The organism is Bifidobacterium sp. ESL0704, from assembly GCF_029392075.1.
In the GTDB taxonomy this organism is placed as follows: domain Bacteria; phylum Actinomycetota; class Actinomycetes; order Actinomycetales; family Bifidobacteriaceae; genus Bifidobacterium.
The window spans coordinates 1,775,375-1,795,925 of the sequence record NZ_CP113929.1 but is presented as its reverse complement, the minus strand read 5'-3'; the positions used below and the strand labels follow the sequence as shown (position 1 = coordinate 1,795,925).

Here is a 20,551-nt window from a genome sequence, read left to right as displayed (position 1 = left end):
TTCCACGTCCCTTGGTCTGTATCCGTTTCCCACGACCCTTTTAAACGATCAAAGAAACAGCATTTCGCCGGATTGTGAAAAGGGGTAAGATAGAAGTTTGCGGTCTTTGATATCGGACGATGATATTGACGATATCGAGACCGGCGGCAGGCAGACGGCAATCAGCGGCAATATGCGGCGGAACAGCGATACGACGGAAGAGGGACTCGATTTGGATTGGCATGCGTCGGTGTATGGGTCGAGGACCGGGAGCTCTGGGGGATTCGGGCTTGGTGCCGGTTCCGACGACGATACGTTCGGCGGCATCGTCGACCCTGACGGCGGCGTGACCTTTGGCGCCAACGAACCGGCAGTGCCCGAAAAGGTTTTGCGGCAGCGCGGCGGCAAAAGCTTCTATCGTGCCTACGAAGTCATTTCCAGCGGTCGCATGCACAACCTCACCTGTACCCCCGGCGAAGACGGTACACTGCTGGCCGCGTCGGTCGAACCGGCCGACGAATTCGCGGACGATTACGCCGTGAGCGCTCGCATCGACGAAAATCACGGCGAAATCCTCGATTCGGACTGTAGTTGCCCGGCATTCGGCCGCTTCGGCACGATTTGCAAGCATGTCATCGCGCTGATCATGCAGTATAATGACACGCCGCAGAAGTTCAAGGAACTCGGCAACGGCGTGGCCGCCTCGGGTTCCCACGGAAGCGCGGGGCTCGGCGCTCGCCGGCAGAAGGTCGTTCGCCGTACCTCGCGGGTGCTGCGTTCGTTTATGGAGCAGGAGGATTCGGCGCTCGCCGAACAGGCCAAGAACCGCCAGCTCGACCTCTTGAAGGAGGTCAGCAGCCGCGCTTCCGGCGATATTGGCAGCGGGGTGGCCTTGAGCCGACACATGCCCATCGGTTCGGTCGTGCTGCGTCCGATGCTGGAGAATTCGGCGCGCGACTGGTACCTGCGTCTGCATATCGCGGTGCCGTCCAAGGGCATTTCCTACGTGGTCAAGGATGTGCGCGCATTGGTCGAGGCCGTGCAACGCCGCGAATTCGTGACCTACGGCAAAAAACTCGCGTTCGTGCATTCCCGCGATTCGTTCGACGAACGTTCCCGCTCGATTCTGGCCATTCTCGGCCGTGCCATCGAGATTCGCAAAAGCGTTTCCGGCGATTACGAGTTCTACCAGAGCAAGGCGGAAGCCCAGGAAATGCGCCTCTCCGACGACGAGACCGCGGAATTGCTCGATCTGTTCGTCGATGCCGACGCGACGCTGGACTATGTGCCGGTTCATGGCAATTTCGGTTCGGCCGTGCCCGTTCGCGTGGTTGACGGCGATCCTGATTTGGGCCTTGAGGTCGTTCGCGTCGATGATGAGGATGACGACGCTGGGAATGGTGGGAATTCGCAGGCTTGGCAATCTTCGGGACGGAAAGATGATAAATCGTCTCAAAAATACGGTTATGTCATCCGTCATTCCCTCAATATACAAAAATTCATCATCGGCCGGGGTTCGTCGTTCGTGGTCGTCGGTTCGCCGGATGCCAGCCATGCCTTCGCTTTGGATACTCCCGAAATTCATCGCTGTTCCAGCGCGATGACCACGAACCGCAACCTGCTCGGGGTGCTTTGCGTGGGCGACGAGCGCGGGGATTTGTATTTGAGCAGCGACGATATCGAAGAGTTTTCGCGCACGGTGCTGCCCGCGCTCGACCCGATTCCAGCAGATGACGGTGATGGCGCTGGTAAGGACAGCAGTGATGGCAGTCGTTCAGGGGATGCCGGCAGCGCTAATAATGATGGCAATACTGTCGACTCCGCCGGGAATTCCGTATCCGGCGAGACCGACTCGGATCATTCATCGCAAAACGATACCGGCCAAATGGCTTCAGACGGCCTAACGCAAAACGGAACAGGGCAAGCTTCCGCTACGGAATCCGCAGTGAGCGATGACCTGACGCCGGCAACCTCGCGCGGCACCACGCATCACGGCATCGCCGTCAAACTGCCGCCCGAACTGATCCGCATGCGCCACGTGCCCTGCCACATCGAAACGTATCTCGACCGCGACCGCAAGGGCATCACCTGCGACGTGCAGGCCAGATACGGCGACGATCGTTTCCATGTTTTCTCCGGTATCGGTCCAAATGAACCGGTCGCGCGGGACCGCGAAACCGAACGCCTGGCAGTGGAGGCCGTGCGTCAGTATTTCCCGATGCCCGACGGCCCGATCGCACGTATCGACGAGGACAACGACAAAGCCATCTACAAGCTTTTGAACGAAGGCTTGCCGGTTTTGCGCGGGTTGGGCGAGGTGTTCTCCACGCCGAGTTTCGACGGGCTCACCTCTTCGCCGCATCCGGTCTTCAAAATCGGTTTGTCCATCAAATCCGGCTTGGTCGAGATCTCGCCGATCGCCGACGAAATCGACCCGTCCGAAGTGCCGGCATTGCTCAACAGCTATCGCAAGCGCCGCAAGTTCCACCGCCTGCGCAACGGTGCGTTCGTCAACATGGCCGACGTCGACACTAGCAAGTTGGACGAGGTCAGCGGCGACTTGGGGCTGAAGCCGGTCGACCTTGATTCCGGAACCGTCTCCGTACCTGCCTACGAGGCCTATTACCTTGATAACGAGGCCGATGACGAGGATAAGAGCGACGAATTCCGCAGCTACTTGAACGATTTGCGCGTCATCGACCCGAAGACCTACAAGGTGCCGAAGTCGCTGGCGCACGTCCTGCGGCCCTATCAGGTTGAGGGGTTCCGCTGGCTCAATGCCGTGGCCGACAAGGGTTTTGGCGGTATTCTGGCCGACGAGATGGGTTTGGGCAAAACCGTACAGATGCTTTCGTATCTGCTTGCGCGGCGCGACGAGCAGCGGCGGGTCGGGCCGAACCTCATCGTCTGCCCGGCGTCGCTGGTCTACAACTGGGCCGCCGAATGCGCCAAATTCGCGCCGTCACTTAACGTGCAGGTGCTGGCCGGTTCCAAAGCCGCCCGTCGCGCGACGCTCAAAAACACCAAAGCTTGGTATGAGGGTCGGAAAGCGTCTGGAGCTGGAAGTTTTGGGTCGGCGACTGAGGGATGGCATGATAAAGCCGATTATTCCGATTCAAATAGCGGTAATACCGAGCTTCTAACTGTTCATCAGAATGTTTCTGGAGCGCAGCAGGCAAGTTTCGATATGGCGATGGATGATGTTGACCTTCTGAACCACAATCAGATGCTCGCTGAATCCGACGGCACGGAGTCGCTGACTTCTAACCAGCAGATTGTAGGGGAACGGTCGGCCGATAGCTCCTCGGTTTCCGCGGCTCGCGTCGGTGGTCCTGTTGTATCCGCTGTATCCGCTTCGGGTGATGATGGCTGGCAGAGTGCCGACAGCCCGCAAGCGTTGGTTGACGATGATGACATTGCCGCTTCCCAATGGGTTGCGCCGGATGTGCTGATTACTTCGTACGACCTGTTGCGCCGCGATATCGACGATTACGACGGCCTCGAATGTTATTGTATGACGCTTGACGAGGCGCAGTATATCAAGAACCACGCCACTAAGTCCGCCCGCGCCGTGCGCTCTGTCAATGCGCGTCACCGTTTCGCTCTGACCGGTACGCCGATCGAAAACCGGCTTTCCGAGTTGTGGAGCATCTTCGACTTCCTCATGCCGGGCATGCTCGGGGCCTACAAGCACTTCCGCGAACGTTTCGAAATGCCGATTCTCTCCGGCGACGAAAACGCGCAGGCCAAGCTGCAGGCGTTCGTCGGTCCGTTCATCCTGCGGCGCCTGAAGTCGCAGGTCCTGAAGGATTTGCCCGACAAGATCGAGAACGTCATCACCGTGCAGCTTGAGGGGGAGCAGCGCAGGCTGTACGCCGCGCTCGAACAGCAGCTGCGCGCTACCTTGAACAAGCAGCGCGACATCGAATACAAGACCGGCAAGATTCAGATTCTGGCCCAGCTCACCCGTCTGCGCCAGGCTTGCTGCGACCCGCGACTCTTGTTCAGCAATGTCGGCAGCAACGTCGTCAAGAAGGACGCACACGTCTGGGGCATGCCCAGCCGCGAGACCGAGCGCGCCGACGACGAGCCGATTGACGAGTATATCGACGAGCTCAGCGAGACCGCCGATGCTTCGGCGAATGCGATTGTGGGGGATGAAGGTTCAACAGGTCGTAACGCTTCGGATGCCTCGAAAGCCGGAACGTCAACCAAGCCGCGCAAGGTCACCTCGGCGAAGCTCGACGCCATCGAAGAGCTCGTCTCCAGCTGCCAGGACGCCGGCCGTAAGATGCTGATTTTCTCGCAGTTCACCAGCTTCCTCGACCTCATTGCCGAGCGCTTGCGCAAGAATCACGTGGCCTACAACGTCATCACTGGTGCCACCCCCAAGCGCAAGCGCCTCGAGCTGGTCGACCAGTTCAACGCCGACGATACCCCGGTGTTCCTGATTTCTCTGAAGGCCGGCAACACGGGCCTGAACCTCACCGGCGCGTGCGTGGTGGTGCACGCCGACCCGTGGTGGAACGCCGCCGCGCAGGAGCAGGCCACCGACCGTGCCCACCGCATCGGCCAGACCCAGGATGTCAACGTCTACCAGATCGTCGCCAAGGACACCATCGAGGAGCGCATCTTGAAGATGCAGCAGTCCAAGAGCGACCTTGCCCACCGTTTCGTAGACAACGCCGGCACCGGCAGTGCCGCCGGCATCTCGAACCTAACGAAGGACGACCTGTTGGAATTGCTGGAATAGGGATTATCTGAAGGTAATATTCTATTTATGACTGATTTCGACGTTAGCGACAAACTCATCAAGCTCATTCCAGTTTTGGAGGCTCACATAATTCCGTTGGTGATAACTGCTGCTGGCATCATTATGGTTGTCCTGGTGCTTCGTGAACTTCGGCAGATATGGTTGAAGGGGAAAGTGCGCAAAACCTGCGACGTCGAGGTGCCGAAAGGCGTCAGAATCAGTCATTCACGAGATGACGATGGGATTGGCAGCTTTGTTTTGAATTACCCATACTGGCAGTTCTCAAAGAAGGATGGCACCGCCGATCGGCGGCATTCAAACAATAAAATCTGCAAGCCGAAAAGTACGCTCGAAGTTGCAGGGTTCTCATTCAAATCCAAGAACCCATTGACCTTGTACGGTCTTGTACTCGACATGCGGCATCACGGGAATTCGATCAGTTATTCGCGCGAGGAATCCTTCAAGCGCCAGCGTGCGGTTCAGCGGGTCAAGGTGCGGCAACGTGCCACGTCGGTTCAGGCGATTGTCGACAGTTTCTCGTCGCAACCCGCCGATTTCGAGCCGTTCTGTGCCGACCTCTATCGAAACTTTGGTTACCAGGTTGCGGTTACCCAGTCCAACAACGATGGTGGATTTGATTTGAAAATGATCAAAGATGGTCGCACGTATATTGCGGAGTGCAAGTGCTTCGAGCCCTATCGCCATGTCGGTCTGCCGTTTTTGCGCAAGCTTGCCGGTGCCAACGAGATACAACATGCGCAGGGGCTGATTTTTATCACGACAAGCACCTATACAGCTCAGGCTGTCAAATATGCGAATGAAGCCGATATCCAACTTATCGATGGCAGTACTCTGGTCCAAATGTGTCAGCAGGCCTGGGGCAAGTCATCATCGCAAGGTTTCGTCAATTCAGCAATTTTTGAACTGGCAGAAAGCGACCTTTTGTCCCAAATTCCTGTGGATATGAGGTATAGATTTGAATAATTGAATGAATATTTAGAACCGCTTATTGGTTTAGACTTTTAGAAGTCGCGCCACGATTCGAATGGTCGACTTTTAAAAATTTTTGGAGGTGGAATTTTTTTTGATTCCATTTGTTCGGCTGTAATATTATTTTCGATTGTATGGATTTTACAAAAAGTGCACAGAAGCCGTGTTTAAATTGTTCTATGCCTCAACCTAAAATGCATGACTTTGATATCCGTATGGCTACTTGGAAGATGATTGAGAACCAAAGTAGCTTAATGACAGCGGATGCCAAAATTCTCAATGAACTTGACATATGCGGAGAAGTGCGTGCAGATATTGCTGTCATTAACGGGCATCTTACGGGGTATGAGCTGAAAAGCGAAAGCGACAATCTTGATCGGTTGCCGAAACAAATTAAATATTATTCAAAAGTGATGGATTATTGCAATTTAGTTGTGGCTCCAAATCATCTTGAACAGTCCTTACAAATACTTCCTGATTTCTGGGGTATCTATGTAGCTAAAACATCGCAAAAAGGGAATGTTTATTTACGTAAGTATCGTTCGGCTCATACCAATAAAACTAGAATTGATCCTTCATCGGTTGTTCAGTTTTTATGGAAAGATGAGGCTTTGGATGTACTCAGAGATTATGGTTTAGGTAAAGGCTTATATGATAAACAACGTAGTGATATCTGGGACAGAGTAGTGCAAAACTTCACTCTATCCCAGATTAGGCTAATTGTGCGCTGTAAGTTGAAGGATAGACAAAACTGGCATGACGAAAGAGAATATTATAATTCTGCTAATTGTTCAAGCACTGTCTCTATGTGATGTAGCATCGCTTGAGTAATCCAAGTAGCAGAATTCCCATATCGTTTTGTGTCAACCGTTCCTTCTGCTCGTTCTTTAATCCAAGTATCTGCCGAGCAATGGGTTGGATTAAAACCTGGTAATTTTGAAATAGCTTCAAGTACGGGTTTAACTGATACGCCCCCTAAACTTTTATCAGCTTTATTGCTCTTAAAAAGACCTCCTTTTGCTATGTACCAATTGTCTTCTAAGGTGTATTTAAATTTTCCTGAAATTTGTATAAATTTAGGGTCAATGGCAAGTTCTTGGTATAAGCCCACAGTGCCGTAATCTCCGAAGATTATATTTTGACAGTCTTTTTGAATTGATTTCCAGTTAATCCATTCAGATCTCGGATATGGTGTGAGTACTTTAGTAAACTGTCCCGAATCTGGTACAGAAGTGGAAAGTAAAATTATTGGACATTCCGAGAATCTCTCGTTGAAAGAAAGAATTAGTGATTTTGCTGATTCATATACGGATAAATCAGTGGGGTTTTGTAAATCAATAATTAAATAGCAGTTTGATTGGCTGAGATTTAGACCTTTGAGCCAATCGTCTACAGCATCTAAACCGAAAGTTTCCCATAAGTTAAGAGTCAGTCGGATTGCCGTTTTATAGCAACGATGTGAATCCAGCATTCTTCTAATCTGTATTGATTCTTCGTCTGAAAGGTCGAGAGTGTGAGAAATAGGAATGAAATTAAAGTCTACTAATTCCTTTGTCTCCATAAATGCTTGGGTCAATGGAATAGACTCTTCATCTTCAGTTATTCCCGCATTCGAACCGTCTAAGAAAGCCGGCAGACGCTTATCCCAAGAAGAAGTAATTCGTTTTATTTGTGTTTTGATTCGGATTGTATTTTCTTGTTCGGCTTCAACGGTATCTTCCGTTTTCCAGCCTTCAACTGTTGTAAGTTCGAATATAGGAATGAAACTATTTTTGTAGGGATTATTAGTTATATCCAATAGTTTAACGGCGCCCATCTCTCCTCGCTTCAGAAGAATACGAGGGCTGTAAATATTTTGGTTGTTCACAGACTTCTCCTTTGAAATTGTTGAATGTCAATTTTATATTATCGTTAATAGAGTACCTGTATACTTAAAATGTGGAAATACTCAGAACGGAATCTCAGATCAAGTCGAAGCGACGGGTCGAGGAACACGGAGAAGTGTTTACTGCCAAGCGTGAAGTGGATGCCATGCTTGACTTGGTCAAAGGGGAGACCGAACGAATTGAGAGCCGGTTTCTTGAGCCGGCTTGTGGGGACGGTAATTTTCTTATTGAAGTCCTGAGGAGAAAACTAATCGTAGTTGCGAAAAAGTATGGGAAAATTCAACTTGAATATGAGCGTCATCTGTTTTTGGCAATAGCGTCGTTGTATGGGATTGATTTGTTACCCGACAATATTGCGGATTGTCGCGATAGGCTATTTGCTGCAGCTAATAAAGCATATACGACAAAGTTTAAAACGAAGTCTCGCGATTCAGTTCGCGAGTCAATACGTTACGTCTTGGAAAGAAACGTCGTATGTGGCGATGCTCTCAGTATGAAGGATAATGCTGGAAAACCTATCGTTTTCCCGGAATGGTCTTTGGTATCTGGCGGGAAAGTCAAGCGGTGCGATTTCGCCTTTGATTCTTTGGTTAATACTGCGACGGCTGAACCGACCTTCGACATGGTTGAGCATATGGATGCCGATGATATGGGTAAGATAGTACCAACGCCAGTCAAAGATTATCCGTTGGTCGATTTTGCAAAGGTGGGGCTAGATGAGTGTGAATAATCAGATAGCTGTAAAGAACTACAATCCTGACGTTTTATCTTGTTTGGCTAATCTGTCTAATGACGAGGTATTTACCCCTCCTAGTCTTGCCAACCGAGTTCTAGACCAGTTACCGACAGACTTATGGAGTAATCCAGATGCTAAGTTTCTGGATCCTTTCACTAAAACTGGTGTCTTCCTTAGAGAAATTACCAAACGTCTAAATGAGGGATTGAAGCAGAAGATACCAGATCAGTACGAGCGTATCAACCATATCTTGCTCTATCAGGTTTACGGTATTGCGACTACCGAGTTGACTTCTCTGATTTCACGTAGAAGTCTTTATTGTTCTAAAAATGCATCAGGTAAATATTCGATTTGTGGCAAATTCGATAACGATGCAGGCAATATCAAATATGATGAGCCGTCACTGCATCCGCATGTTTGGGACGGGAAGCAGTGCGTATATTGCGGTGCTAGTAAAGAACAATATGATCGCTCCAGTGATCTTGAAAGCTATACCTACGAATTTTTGCACACATACACTCCAGAAAGTTTTTTCAATATGCAGTTTGATGTAATCGTCGGTAACCCTCCTTATCAGATGAGTGACGGAGGATATAGAGTTAGTGCATCTCCTATTTATCAGAGATTTGTTGAACAAGCAGAAAAACTTAACCCTCGATACTTAACGATGATTATTCCATCTCGCTGGTTCGCTGGAGGTAAGGGACTCGATCAATTTAGAGATGATATGCTCCACGATCGCAGGATAAGAGAGATCCATGATTATCCAAATGCTATGGACTGTTTTCCGGGTGTGCAGATTAAGGGAGGAGTATGCTATTTCCTCTGGGATCGTGACAATAAAGGTGATTGTAAAGTACAAACGATTACAAGTTCAGGGGCTGGCAGGGAAGTAGAGCGACCTTTATTAGAGGAAGGTTCGGACGTCTTTATTCGCTGGAATGAAGCTGTACAAATTTTGAAGAAAGTTAGACTTTTAAAAGAGCCGACTTTTGAATCACAAGTTAGTGCGCGAAAACCTTTCGGGCTACCTACCACGTTTCATGGTAAAAAGAGCAGGATTGACAATGGCATAAAGCTGTACGAGAATAAGGGCACTTCCTGGATTGAGAGTTCCTTGATTCGAAGTAATCGCTCATGGATTAAGTCAAATAAAGTGTTTGTTCCTGAGGCGGGAAGCGGAAGTGATGCTTTTCCTCATCCTATTATTGGAAAGCCATTTTTTGGCGCTCCTAATACAGTGTCGACTGAAACATATCTGCTTGTAGGGCCTTATGCATCGCAAGAAGAGTGTGAAAATGTTATATCGTATATGAAAACTCGGCTTTTCCGCTTTCTTGTTTTACTTAGAAAACCTTCGCAGCATGCAACCTCTAAAGTTTATGGATTTGTGCCAATGCAGGATTTCTCGGTTCGTTGGTCGGATGAGGAATTATATAAGAAGTATGGCATTTCTTCTTCAGAGGAACGGTTTATTGAGTCTTTGATTAAGCCAATGGATTGATTGGTGAGTGAGTTGAATGTCTAATTTTTTCCCTGCTAAGCCTCAGGTGTCTCCGAAGATTTATGGGTATACAGTTCCTTATGAAGACCATAAGGGTCTGATTAAAGTTGGAGATACTAAGAGAGATGTCAATGATCGTGTTGGTGAACAGACAGGTACAGGGAATTTCGCCCGTACTATAGTGTTGGAGGAAGATGCGATACGAAGTGATGGTACGTCATTTAGGGATAAAGCAGTTCATCGAGTATTAAAGAACAATGGCGTCCCTAATCCTTTTAAAGAATGGTTCCGATGCGATGTTGAGACGGTTCGTAAGGCTATTGTTGCTGTAAGAAATCGCCAAGAGTCTTTGTCTGATCGTGTCGAAGATTTTAAGATGCGTCCGGAGCAGCAGGAAGCTGTACGGAGAACAAGAGAATACTTCCACAACTATAAAGTGGAGAATCCTGATGGAACTCCACGCTTCCTGTGGAACGCCAAAATGAGGTTTGGGAAGACTTTTGCTAGTTATGAACTGGCAAAAGCTGAGGGCTACAAGAAGATTCTTGTACTCACTTTCAAGCCAGCCGTTGAAAATTCATGGAAATCAGATTTATTCTCTCATAAGGATTTCGAAGGCTGGCAGTTCATCGCTAACGACACTGAATTGACTTATGAAACCGCTGATAGAGATAAGCCAGTCGTCTGCTTTTATTCATTCCAAGATGTACTTGGTAAAAGTGCTTCTGGGGGCATTAAAGCTAAAAATGAATGGATTCATACCATTCCTTGGGATTTAGTGATTTTCGACGAATATCACTATGGTGCTTGGCGTCAGAATGCCAAAGGTCTTTTTGAAGAAGCCAATACAGATGATCGGTCTCAACCTAATAGCGAGTTGGAAAGCGATTTTTCAGATACAGCTGTTACAAAACTGTTTGAAAAACAAGTTACTGAGCTAGGGAATGAGGATTTTCTTCCCATAACTTCTGGCGCTTATCTGTACCTTTCCGGTACGCCTTTCCGCGCGATAGCTAATGGCGAGTTTATCGAAGAACAGATTTTCAATTGGACTTATTCCGATGAGCAAAGAGCAAAGCAAGAATGGAATTCCGCTGATGGGCCAAATCCATATGAGGGTTTGCCTCGGATGGTTCTTATGACATATAAAGTTCCTGATTCCATCAAAGAAGTCGTTTCACAAGGTGACGCAGATGAGTTCGATCTTAATGAATTCTTTAAAGCGAAAGGCGTAGGTGACGATGCCCAATTTCTGCATGAATCTGATGTGCAGAAATGGTTGGATCTTATTAGAGGTGGGTATCTTGAGGCGGCAATTGATGACATGAATGCCGGCTTTAGGAGGCCCCCGATGCCGTATTCTGATTCGCGTCTTAAGAACATTCTGTCACATACGGTTTGGTTCCTTCCCTCGGTTGCATCTTGCTATGCTATGCGCAATGTGTTGAAGCAACATCAGAATACTTTTTATCATGATTATCGTGTCAATGTCGCTGCTGGCCAACATGCAGGAATGGGAGCCAAGGCGCTTGAACCGGTTCTGAACTCATTCGGTAACCCGCTGGAGACTAAGACCATCACTTTAACATGTGGAAAATTAACCACGGGAGTCACAGTCAAACCATGGAGTGGTATTTTCATGCTGCGGAATCTGTCGAGTCCGGAAACGTATTTCCAAGCAGCATTCAGAGTTCAATCGCCCTGGGTGGTTGCGAATCCTGATGGTCGGCATCCCAATAGGCATGCAGTAATGAAGGAAGAGTGTTACGTATTTGATTTTGCTCCGAATCGAGCATTGCGACAAATAGCGGATTATAGCTGCAAGCTAAACCCTGATAAAGATGCCAATCCAGAGCAAAGTGTGGCTGATTTTATTAATTTCCTGCCTGTGCTTGCCTATGACGGTAGCAGCATGAGACAACTCAATGCTGCTGATGTTCTTGATATTGCTACATCTGGTACTTCAGCGACATTGCTAGCAAAGCGCTGGGAGAGCGCATTGCTAGTGAACGTTGACAATAATACCCTCAGAAAACTAATGAACAATCAGAAGGCAATGGATGCTTTGATGAACATTGAGGGCTTCCGTAGTCTGAATGAGGATGTGAAAACTATCATTGCTAAATCTGAAGAGGTAAGCGACAAGAAAAAAGCACTGGGCGATAACGCTACACCATCGCAGAAACAAGAAATCAGTGATGAGGAGAAGGAATATAAGACCAAACGTAAACAGATACAAGAGAAACTCATTAAATTTGCTACACGTATTCCGGTTTTCATGTATCTCACCGATTTTCGTGAGTATTCTCTTGCGGATGTGATTACCAAGTTGGAGCCTGAACTGTTCAAGAAAGTGACGGGCTTGACCAAAGATGACTTCAGATTGCTGGTTAGCCTGGATCTGTTCAATGGCGAACGTATGAATGATGCTGTTTATAAGTTCAAACGTTATGAAGACGCGAGTCTTTCCTATGCAGGTATTGATAAGCATTCTAACGACAAGCGAGTCGGTTTATATAATACGTCAATTACCAGCCAAGAATTTGAGGAGATGTGATGAGTGGAAAATTTCACTCGAGAGTTCCTTGGGATGAATGGGAATATGCATGTAGGCGTTTACCTTGGAGAACTTATTTTTTGCCTTCAAAACCATATTGGAGACAGAACTCTTCGGATTATGGAAAAGATGCACGATATGTTAAGAAAGTTTTTTGTTGCGATGATGCGACTATCCCTAATGAGACGGAGATGACAAATATGTCGGTTCAATCCAGTTACAAAAGATCTCAAGTAGAATTATTAATGGTTGGCGATGCTGGTCGTTGCAAGCAACTAAATATTGTGCGTTTTGATAAAAGACATCCAAATGAAAAAGAAGTAGTCCTCTCTCTCAATGAGAGTGATGCGAATGCATTCTTTGATTTAATTCGGGGATTGCCTGCTTATTCGGCTAACGGTAAGTTTTCTGGGCCGGTCGATTCTGCCTTATTGGATAAATTATTGTCTGATAAAGATTCCATTAGTGAAATCTATAATCATGACAAATCTAAAATTCGTCAGCAGATTCAGAATGATGAAGACGCTGACGATGTGATAGCAATTGCGGCGAGGAAACAAGCAGTAAATGTTTTTGATAATTTACTGAATGATTCTGATTGTTTTGAAGAAGCTACAAGAAAATGGCATAAACCCGAGTCGGTTTGGCAGCATTTCTTTGAAAAAAATCAGTGGATTCTTGGATCTTGTCTAGACTCACGTTTATTAGTTCCATTTGACAAAAATAAACTTGAGAAATCTGTGCAGGGCAATAGTATCAATCATGCCGGCAAACGTGCTGATGCGCTATATATGAGCGTTGGTGCAGGGCGTTCGATGGTATACATTGAGCTAAAACAGCATACTGCGCCATTATTACAAAGTAACGAATATCGGCCTGAGTGTTGGGCGCCATCGAAAGATCTGGCTGGTGGAATAGCACAGTTACAGAATGAGGTTTTAGCTTCTATAAATGATTCGCACAATAATGAAGTAATTAGAAGAGATGAGACGGGTGCGCCTATTGAAAGTGTGTATCTTTTTCAGCCACGAAGCTATTTGATTATTGGCTCTATGCAACGTGATTTTTATGAAACTTCTGGGATATTTAATGACTTAAAATTTAGAGCTTTTGAATTGTTTAGGCGTAATATAGTATCACCGGAAATAATCACCTATGACGAATTGTTTGAACGGGCTAAATGGATGGCTGGTATGAAGGATGAATCTCAACAATTAGATAATTAAAAGTATTGATTGCTGAGTGAGAATATTTTTATTAATAGGCGGGTTTTGTAGGCAAAATGGTAGTTAATCATGAATGCGTCGAGATTTATGGAATTCACAAGCCGTTGAAGCGAAAGGTAGCTTTTCCAAAGCCATAGGTTAAGGCGGATGTTACTTGTAAGGTTGAAATATTAATTGGATACAATAATTACGGGTTATAGGCAAAACGAGTTGGTTATGACCGGGGTTTGGCCTATAACCCATAATTACTTCACTTGAGAGGGATTATTTTGGAAGAAATCTTGGGGAAAGTTATAGATTCATTGCCAAAGCAGTTCCAATTTGGCGTTACTTTAATTGTAATTATAATTTTGCTTTCGTGCTTTATTATAAAAGAATTTGGAATAAATTCGTCTATTTTTAATAGTAGTAAACGTCTGAAAAGAAAGATTCAATACATAGATTCTTTGAGCTCTGTTTTGGACGTGTCAAGGGACGGAAAAATTCTGGAAAAGCGAAAGATCTACTTCCAAAATAAGCTTGAAATCAAGCAGTTTCAAAAGCAATTTAAAGAATATGCAAGAGGGAGATTAGAAGAAGACAATCCAGAAATTGAAAAATTATTCAAGCCTATAAAATTCTTTGCTTTTATTTTCTATACGATTTTTGTTTTCATTTATGGTTTTCTTTTAGTATCCGCCATATTATTTTTTGTATATGGAGGAAAGTCTGCCGCATCTGGTTTTTCGAAAAATCAGTTGCTTGGTCTGTTTGAAATTTCAATTATTTTTATTATAGGAATTTTCTTGTGCTTAGGAATACAGAAACTGTGGAAAGAAATACAAATTAATTTTGTTTTTCAAACATACCTTTTACCGCTTCTGCATACAGAAGGTGGTTTTGCGATTAATCATGAGGAGTCGGCTTTTAACAAAATGATTGAAATGAGAAGGTTGAATACCCCGAAGATTAGTTTTCTTGCCCCTCTTTTTGGCAGTTTGTTTGGGTGTAGCATTCCTGGTTATATTTTGTGTATGGATCTTCTTAAGTTATTACCCAATAATTGTGTTTTACCTATATTGAGTGTAATATTTATGCTCTTCTGGTTTATTGGTTTAATTTATTTTTGTTTTAGTTTTAGTATCTTCTTGTCTAGAAAAAACGATGAGGCTTATTAATAAAGAATGTTATACATAACTTTTGTTAATAATAAAGTTTGGATAGGTAGATAGGTTATCTAGTTTTTCTTGATTTATTGATGGAACAATGTAAATAAATCAAAAATGTTGAGTGTCGGGGGTGCGGACGAAAAGTTGGAGATGTCTTTTGAATCTATAATCTGCACAAAACTCCGGACACTACCGTATTGTATCGTGCCTGAGCCTAAATAGAATTTAAGGTAAAATATTTTAAAATAAGCATTTAAGAGATAAGACTAGGAGCCAAAGATGGCAGAGATCGTTTGCCCGAATTGCGGGAAGGCGTTCAAGGTTGACGAGGCTGGGTATGCCGATATCGTCAAGCAAGTGCGCGACAAAGAGTTTGACAAGCAACTGCACGAGCGGCTTGATGCGGCTGGACGAGAGCAGAAAAAGGCTCTTGAGCTGGAACGTGCCAAGGCTGAAGGCGAATTGCAGAAGTCGGAGGCGGCCAAAGATGCGCAGATTCAGGATCTTCAGGCAAAACTTGATGCCAGTGCATCAGCCAAAGATTTAGCGGTCAATGAGGCACTGCATCCAGTGGAGAAGCAACGGGATGAGTTGAAGTCTCAGCTTGAACAGGCGAAATTGGATCAGCAGAAGGCATTGGAACTGGCAAAGGCGCAGTCCGCAACCGAGCTGGAAAAGAATTCAGCTGCCAAGGACGCCGAAATCGTAAAACTCAAGAACGAGATTGATTCGATAAAGACGTCGCAAAAGCACGATCAGGAAGCTGCGGTCAGCGCTGTCGAAAAAGAACGTGACCAGCTTAAGAGCGATTTGGATAAGGCGCGATTGGAGAAGGAATTGGCTGAGAAACTGGCAAAGGCCACGCTGGAAACCGAACGCCAGAAGATTGCTTCAGAGAAGGATAAGCAGATCGCTGAGCTCAAGAGCAATATCGATCAGGCCGACCTTAAACGCAAGTTGGAAGCAAAGTCGCAGAAGGAGCAATATGCGCTGGAACTTAAAGTGCGTGACGATGAGATTGAGCGTCTGAAGGACTTCAAGACCAAGCAATCCACGAAGATGGTGGGAGAGTCCTTGGAGCACTTCTGCCAGGACGAGTTCAACAAGATTCGTGCGACTGCGTTCCCGACTGCGTATTTTGAGAAGGACAACGACGCCAGAACCGGCAGCAAGGGCGACTTCATTTTCAGAGAGACCGACGAGAGCGGTGTTGAGGTCATTTCCATCATGTTCGAGATGAAAAACGAGACCGACAGCACGTCCACGAAGCACAAGAACGAGGACTTCTTCAAGGAACTGGATAAAGATCGGCGGGAGAAGGGCTGCGAGTACGCGGTGTTGGTCTCGATGCTCGAGCCGGAAAGCGAACTGTATAACACAGGTATTGTCGATGTTTCCTACCAATATCCGAAGATGTATGCCATCCGGCCGCAGTTCTTCATTCCGATGATTACTTTGTTGCGTAACGCCGCACAGAACTCGATGCAATATAAGACTGAGCTCAACGAGATGAAGGCGCAGAACATCGACATCACTCATTTCGAGGAGGAACTCGATAAGTTCAAGAGCGGGTTCGGCCGCAACTTTGACTTGGCACACCGCAAGTTCATGACGGCCATCGACGAGATCGACAGAGCGATAAAGCAGCTCAACAAAATAAAGGAAACGCTTCAAGGTTCAGACAACAATTTGCGCCTTGCCAACGATAAAGCTCAGAGAGTTACTATCCGTAGGCTTACCCGTGGAAACGAAACAATGAAGGCAAAGTTTGCTGAGATTGAAAGTAACAACAAAGAGAAGACTGGGAATGAACAATAGGGGGATACTTTAGAATCTAAGTTTTATTGAGGCAGTGATGAGTGGTGCGGCATCTGTTTGGTTAATTTTTATAAATAGAGCCCTCGATTTAAGCGCTGTTAGTGGGCTTGAGGACCGCTCTTAGTGCTTATTGCGTTGGAATGAGTAGACGGTTATTAGAAACTCACAACCTGCCGGTGGACTACGATAGTACATCGTAACCAATGCTCAACGACGTAAGCCGAAGGAGGCAGCAACATGAAAGCATGGAGATTTTACGGGACCAACAAACCGCTGAAGCTGGAGGAGGTGCCGGAGCTGCGTGCCTTGGCCGGCGAAGTCATCGTCGACACGAAGGCGGTTGGGTTGTGCCACACGGACGTCGGGTTTCTCACCGATCCGGGCTGGATGAAGGGCCACACCGTTCCTTTCACGCTCGGCCATGAGGACGCGGGCGTCATCAGCGAGGTCGGCGAAGGTGTCGAAGGATTCAAGGTCGGCGACCGCGTCGCGATTTGCCCGACTACTTCGGCCGGCACTCCTGGTGGCGGTTTCGATGGCGGCTATGGCGAGAAGATTGCGATCGGCGCACAGGCGCTGGTGCCGATTCCCGATTCGGTCGACTTCGTCAAGGGTGCGGCGGCGACGGACGCGGGCATGACCTCGTACCACGCCGTCGCCACGCGCGCGGCCGTCAAGAAGGGCGAGGATGTCTGCATCATCGGCGTCGGCGGGCTGGGGCAGATTGGCGCTCGCGTCGCGTACTTGCTTGGCGCGAATCTCTACGTCGCCGAGGTCAAGGAATCCGCGTGGCCGATGGCCAAGGATCTGGGCGCCATCGACGTGAAGAAGTCCATCGACGAGTTCGCGGCCGAGGGCATCAAGTTCGACAAGGTCATCGATTTTGCTGGTTTCGGCACCACCACAGCCCAGGCGGTCGAGGCGTGCAAGACGCACGGTACCGTCGTGCTCGTGGGCATGGGCCGTCTCGAAAGCACCATCAACACCAAGGCGCTCATCATAAGTCAGGTCAACCTGCTCGGTTCCAACGGCGGCACGAAGGACGACATCGCCGGCGTCTATAAGCTCATGGAGTCCGGCGACCTCGACCCGGTCACCACCAAGATCTCTTTCGACGAGATTCCCGAGGGTTTGAAGAAGCTGCAGGCCGGTGACGTCCGTGGCCGCTTGGTTGCCGTCTATGAGTGATGAATGGCGCGTTTGTAACGTATACCGTTACAAACGCGGTATGTAACTGACGTCACCGAGTATTCGCCAGCAATTGTTAGCGGCCGTCTCCTACAATAAGAGGCATGACCAATTTCCTAGCATTTACCGCGAATCCGGATCCGGAATCGCTCACGCAAACCATCGGCAAGGCGTTTCTCGAGGGTGCGAAGGCCAAGGACCCGTCGGCGGGCACCGAGTTCGTCGACCTGCACGCCATCGGTTTCGACCCGACCTACCGCATGGCCGACCGCAAGCAGTACCTGAACGAAGCCCCGATGCCCGACGATGCAGCCGCCCTGCAGCGCAAGATCCTCGACGCCGACGTCATCGCGCTGGTCTTCCCGGTCTACTGGTGCTCGATGCCCGCGATGATGAAGGGCTTCACCGAGCGCGTGCTCTGCCGCCACTTCGGCTACAATCCGGACAAATCCAAGTCCGCCATCGCCGACAAGAAGTTCCGCGTCATCATGCTCACCGGCAGCTCGGAGAAGTGGTACCGCGACAGTGGTATCGATTTCGCGATCCGCCACCAGGTCATCTACTACATGTTCCACCATTACTGCGGTGTGGACGATGCCGAGCTGGTCTACGTCGACAACCTCGAGATGGGCGACAATTCGCCTGAGGCCCGCGCGGCCGCGTCCAAGCATATCGAGCGCATCAAGGAGCTCGGCGCCTCGCTGGCGTGATTCGTGCGACGTTGCCGGTTATACGGTATTCTCATACGGGTCCTGTTTGCCCTTAGCTTGTTCGGCCAGGGGCAAACAATACTAGGCAGCCTAAGCGATCGGCAATGTGGCCGGTTTATAAAGCTTGGTGTCACTGTTTTCGGACTATTCCCGAATTGTGTCCAGTTAGTGGGGTTGAGTGTCACTGTTTTCGGACTATTCCCGAATTGTGTCCAGTTAGTGGGGTTGAGTGTCACTGTTTTCGGACTATTCCCGAACTGTGTCCAGCTGGCGGTGCTAGGCGTCACCGTTTTCAGAATATTCTGCGATTACGTCCAATTAGCAGGTTTAAACGTCATTGTTTTAGGAATATTCTGCGTTTGTTGACAATTAGCCGCGCTTAGTGTCATTGTTTTGGCAATATTCTGCGATTATGTCCATTTGGCGAAGCAACAGTAGCCATGCTGGTGCTCCATGCAAGCGTGTAGCACGCAACGGGCTGCGGCAACCGCACTCCATGTGTCATAAGCCGTCATCGGGGATGCCTGCAACCTGCAATCCCGCAGCTTCAGCAGAACGATGACGGCTCACAGCCGGTACAGGCAGGCCGGCGGCAGCCGCGCCTACTGCACCGGCTGCTGCCCTTGCCCCTGCTGATGCTCGTCACTCAGCCGCCACTCGCGCACGACGTTGCTGTCGGCGCCCATCGAGTAGATGACGTCGTGGATGCGCTGCTCCTGCTTCGCGTCGGTCGCGGTGTCCCAACAGGTGCCGTCGGGGTGGTCGCTGGCAATCGGACACCATTGGTATTGCCCCTGCCGCATGTTGGCGGTGGGCGCCCAGTCGATGCGGTTGACCCGCCACGAACCGGGCTTGCCGCGTTTGCCGGCGAACTGAATGCGCGCGCTGATGCCCTGGTTGTTGGTCTCGTGGCCGGGAATGGTCGTGGTGACGGTCACCGCGTTGCCGAGCCCGTAGACGATCCACGTATTGTGATACTTCTCGATCGGCTGCGCGCAGTGGCATCCGGCCCCGTAGATGACGTCGAACGCGCCGGTGTCCGCCAGTTCGTGCGCCTCCGAGATCTGCCACGAATCGGCCTTCGTCAGATATTCCTGCACCGAGTGAATCGCCATCGCCACCACGTCCGCACCCTGCTGGCGAGCGGCTTTGGCCTTTTCGACGGCACGTTGGATGTCGGAGTCGTGGTGCGGATCGCCGGCCTCGCGCAGCCGGTCGACGCGCCAATCCGCATCGGCCACCTCGCCGTTGAGCGAGACGGTGCCGGTCACCAGCCCGAGCTTGCCGCCGCCGGTCGGGGAGTCGATGACGAGAGGTTTCATCGAATCCTCTTCGGTCTTGTACGAGCCGGTCTGCTTGATGCCGGCCTTGTCGAGTTCGTCCCACAGCCGCGTGATGCCCGCCGCGCCTTGGTCCCACGAGTGGTTCGTGCCGTGGGTGCAGGCGTTGTAGCCCACATGCTTGGCAGCGTCGACGACCTCCGGCGGGATGGCGAAGACGGGGTATCCGGTGTACGGGCCGCCGCGTGGCGCGATCGGCGTCTCGAACTCGCACACCGAAATGTCGGAAGCCTGGATATACGGCTTCATGTTGGTAAACAGCGGGTCGAAGTTGAACGCGGTGCCGTCCGTCGCGCTCGGGTTGTTTTGGAAATGCTGCCAAAGATGCGGGTGGAAGAGCAGGTCACCGTTGACGAACAGCGCGATGCAGTCCTCGTCCGGGCAGTCGGGGGAGTTGCCGTGATGCGTCACGACGGGTTTCGGGGCGGTTTTCTTGGTGACCGCGGTTTTTGTTGTCGTCGTACCGTTGGAAGCCGAAGGGGCATCGTTGTGGTTGCGAATGCCGAAGAAGAGCGCCGCGCCCACGACGATGAACAGTGCCAGCACGATGACGGCCGCGCCCAGAAGCCGGGGAAGTGTTGAAGCGCCATGAACCGAAGCGTTGCCTGTGGATCTGCCTGTGTGTCGGGGGCCGTGTTGGGGTTTGGGCTTCATTGTCTCATTCTCTTTCGTTTGTTCGTCATTGCCGTATTACCGTTTCTCTGTTTTCAAGAATA

At 49.2% G+C, this 20,551-nt stretch carries 13 protein-coding genes; 11 read left to right on the top strand and 2 right to left on the bottom strand.

Annotation, left to right across the window (positions count from 1 at the left end; translation table 11 throughout):
• Window positions 1-106 precede the first annotated feature (106 nt).
• The 3 genes from OZX64_RS06500 (at window position 107) to OZX64_RS06490 (ending at window position 6,534) form a co-directional block, all read left to right on the top strand.
• Complete coding sequence (locus OZX64_RS06500) at window positions 107-4,732, top strand: SNF2-related protein (RefSeq protein WP_277172177.1); 4,626 nt, start codon at window positions 107-109, stop codon at window positions 4,730-4,732.
• A 27-nt stretch (window positions 4,733-4,759) separates the two neighbouring features.
• Window positions 4,760-5,716, top strand: coding sequence for a restriction endonuclease (locus tag OZX64_RS06495; RefSeq protein WP_277172175.1), 957 nt, complete (start codon window positions 4,760-4,762; stop codon window positions 5,714-5,716).
• A gap of 185 nt (window positions 5,717-5,901) precedes the next feature.
• Window positions 5,902-6,534: a sce7726 family protein gene (locus OZX64_RS06490; RefSeq protein WP_277172173.1), complete on the top strand. Its 633-nt coding sequence runs from the start codon at window positions 5,902-5,904 to the stop codon at window positions 6,532-6,534.
• Here OZX64_RS06490 and OZX64_RS06485 read toward each other — a convergent pair.
• Window positions 6,495-7,589 (bottom strand): hypothetical protein, encoded by a 1,095-nt coding sequence (locus OZX64_RS06485; protein ID WP_277172171.1) that lies wholly within the window; start codon window positions 7,587-7,589, stop codon window positions 6,495-6,497. The two genes, OZX64_RS06490 and OZX64_RS06485, sit on opposite strands and share 40 nt — an antisense overlap.
• Before the next feature lie 71 nt (window positions 7,590-7,660).
• On the opposite strand from OZX64_RS06485, the gene OZX64_RS06480 reads away from it, so the two are divergent.
• From OZX64_RS06480 to OZX64_RS06445, 8 genes are all read left to right on the top strand, one after another.
• Complete coding sequence (locus tag OZX64_RS06480; RefSeq protein WP_277172169.1) at window positions 7,661-8,338, top strand: SAM-dependent DNA methyltransferase; 678 nt, start codon at window positions 7,661-7,663, stop codon at window positions 8,336-8,338.
• Window positions 8,325-9,848: an Eco57I restriction-modification methylase domain-containing protein gene (locus OZX64_RS06475; RefSeq protein ID WP_277172167.1), complete on the top strand. Its 1,524-nt coding sequence runs from the start codon at window positions 8,325-8,327 to the stop codon at window positions 9,846-9,848. The genes OZX64_RS06480 and OZX64_RS06475 overlap by 14 nt, the downstream gene beginning before the upstream one ends.
• Before the next feature lie 16 nt (window positions 9,849-9,864).
• Window positions 9,865-12,405 (top strand): GIY-YIG nuclease family protein, encoded by a 2,541-nt coding sequence (locus tag OZX64_RS06470; RefSeq protein ID WP_277172165.1) that lies wholly within the window; start codon window positions 9,865-9,867, stop codon window positions 12,403-12,405.
• Window positions 12,405-13,631: a Shedu immune nuclease family protein gene (locus OZX64_RS06465; protein ID WP_277172163.1), complete on the top strand. Its 1,227-nt coding sequence runs from the start codon at window positions 12,405-12,407 to the stop codon at window positions 13,629-13,631. Before OZX64_RS06470 ends, OZX64_RS06465 begins: the two co-directional genes overlap by 1 nt.
• A gap of 269 nt (window positions 13,632-13,900) precedes the next feature.
• Entirely contained in the window at window positions 13,901-14,788 is an 888-nt protein-coding gene (locus tag OZX64_RS06460; RefSeq protein WP_277172161.1) for a hypothetical protein, read from the top strand.
• A gap of 270 nt (window positions 14,789-15,058) precedes the next feature.
• Window positions 15,059-16,597, top strand: a complete 1,539-nt coding sequence (locus tag OZX64_RS06455) for a DUF2130 domain-containing protein (protein ID WP_277172160.1) — start codon at window positions 15,059-15,061, stop codon at window positions 16,595-16,597.
• A 237-nt stretch (window positions 16,598-16,834) separates the two neighbouring features.
• The gene (locus OZX64_RS06450) at window positions 16,835-17,785 is read left to right on the top strand and encodes a zinc-binding dehydrogenase (protein ID WP_277172158.1); all 951 of its coding nucleotides are present in this window, start codon (window positions 16,835-16,837) and stop codon (window positions 17,783-17,785) included.
• A gap of 104 nt (window positions 17,786-17,889) precedes the next feature.
• Window positions 17,890-18,495, top strand: a complete 606-nt coding sequence (locus OZX64_RS06445) for an NAD(P)H-dependent oxidoreductase (RefSeq protein ID WP_277172156.1) — start codon at window positions 17,890-17,892, stop codon at window positions 18,493-18,495.
• Window positions 18,496-19,097: 602 nt separating this feature from the next.
• On the opposite strand, the gene OZX64_RS06440 is transcribed toward OZX64_RS06445, so the two are convergent.
• A complete protein-coding gene (locus OZX64_RS06440) occupies window positions 19,098-20,489 on the bottom strand; it encodes a CapA family protein (RefSeq protein ID WP_277172154.1) in 1,392 nt (463 codons plus the stop codon).
• Window positions 20,490-20,551 lie beyond the last annotated feature (62 nt).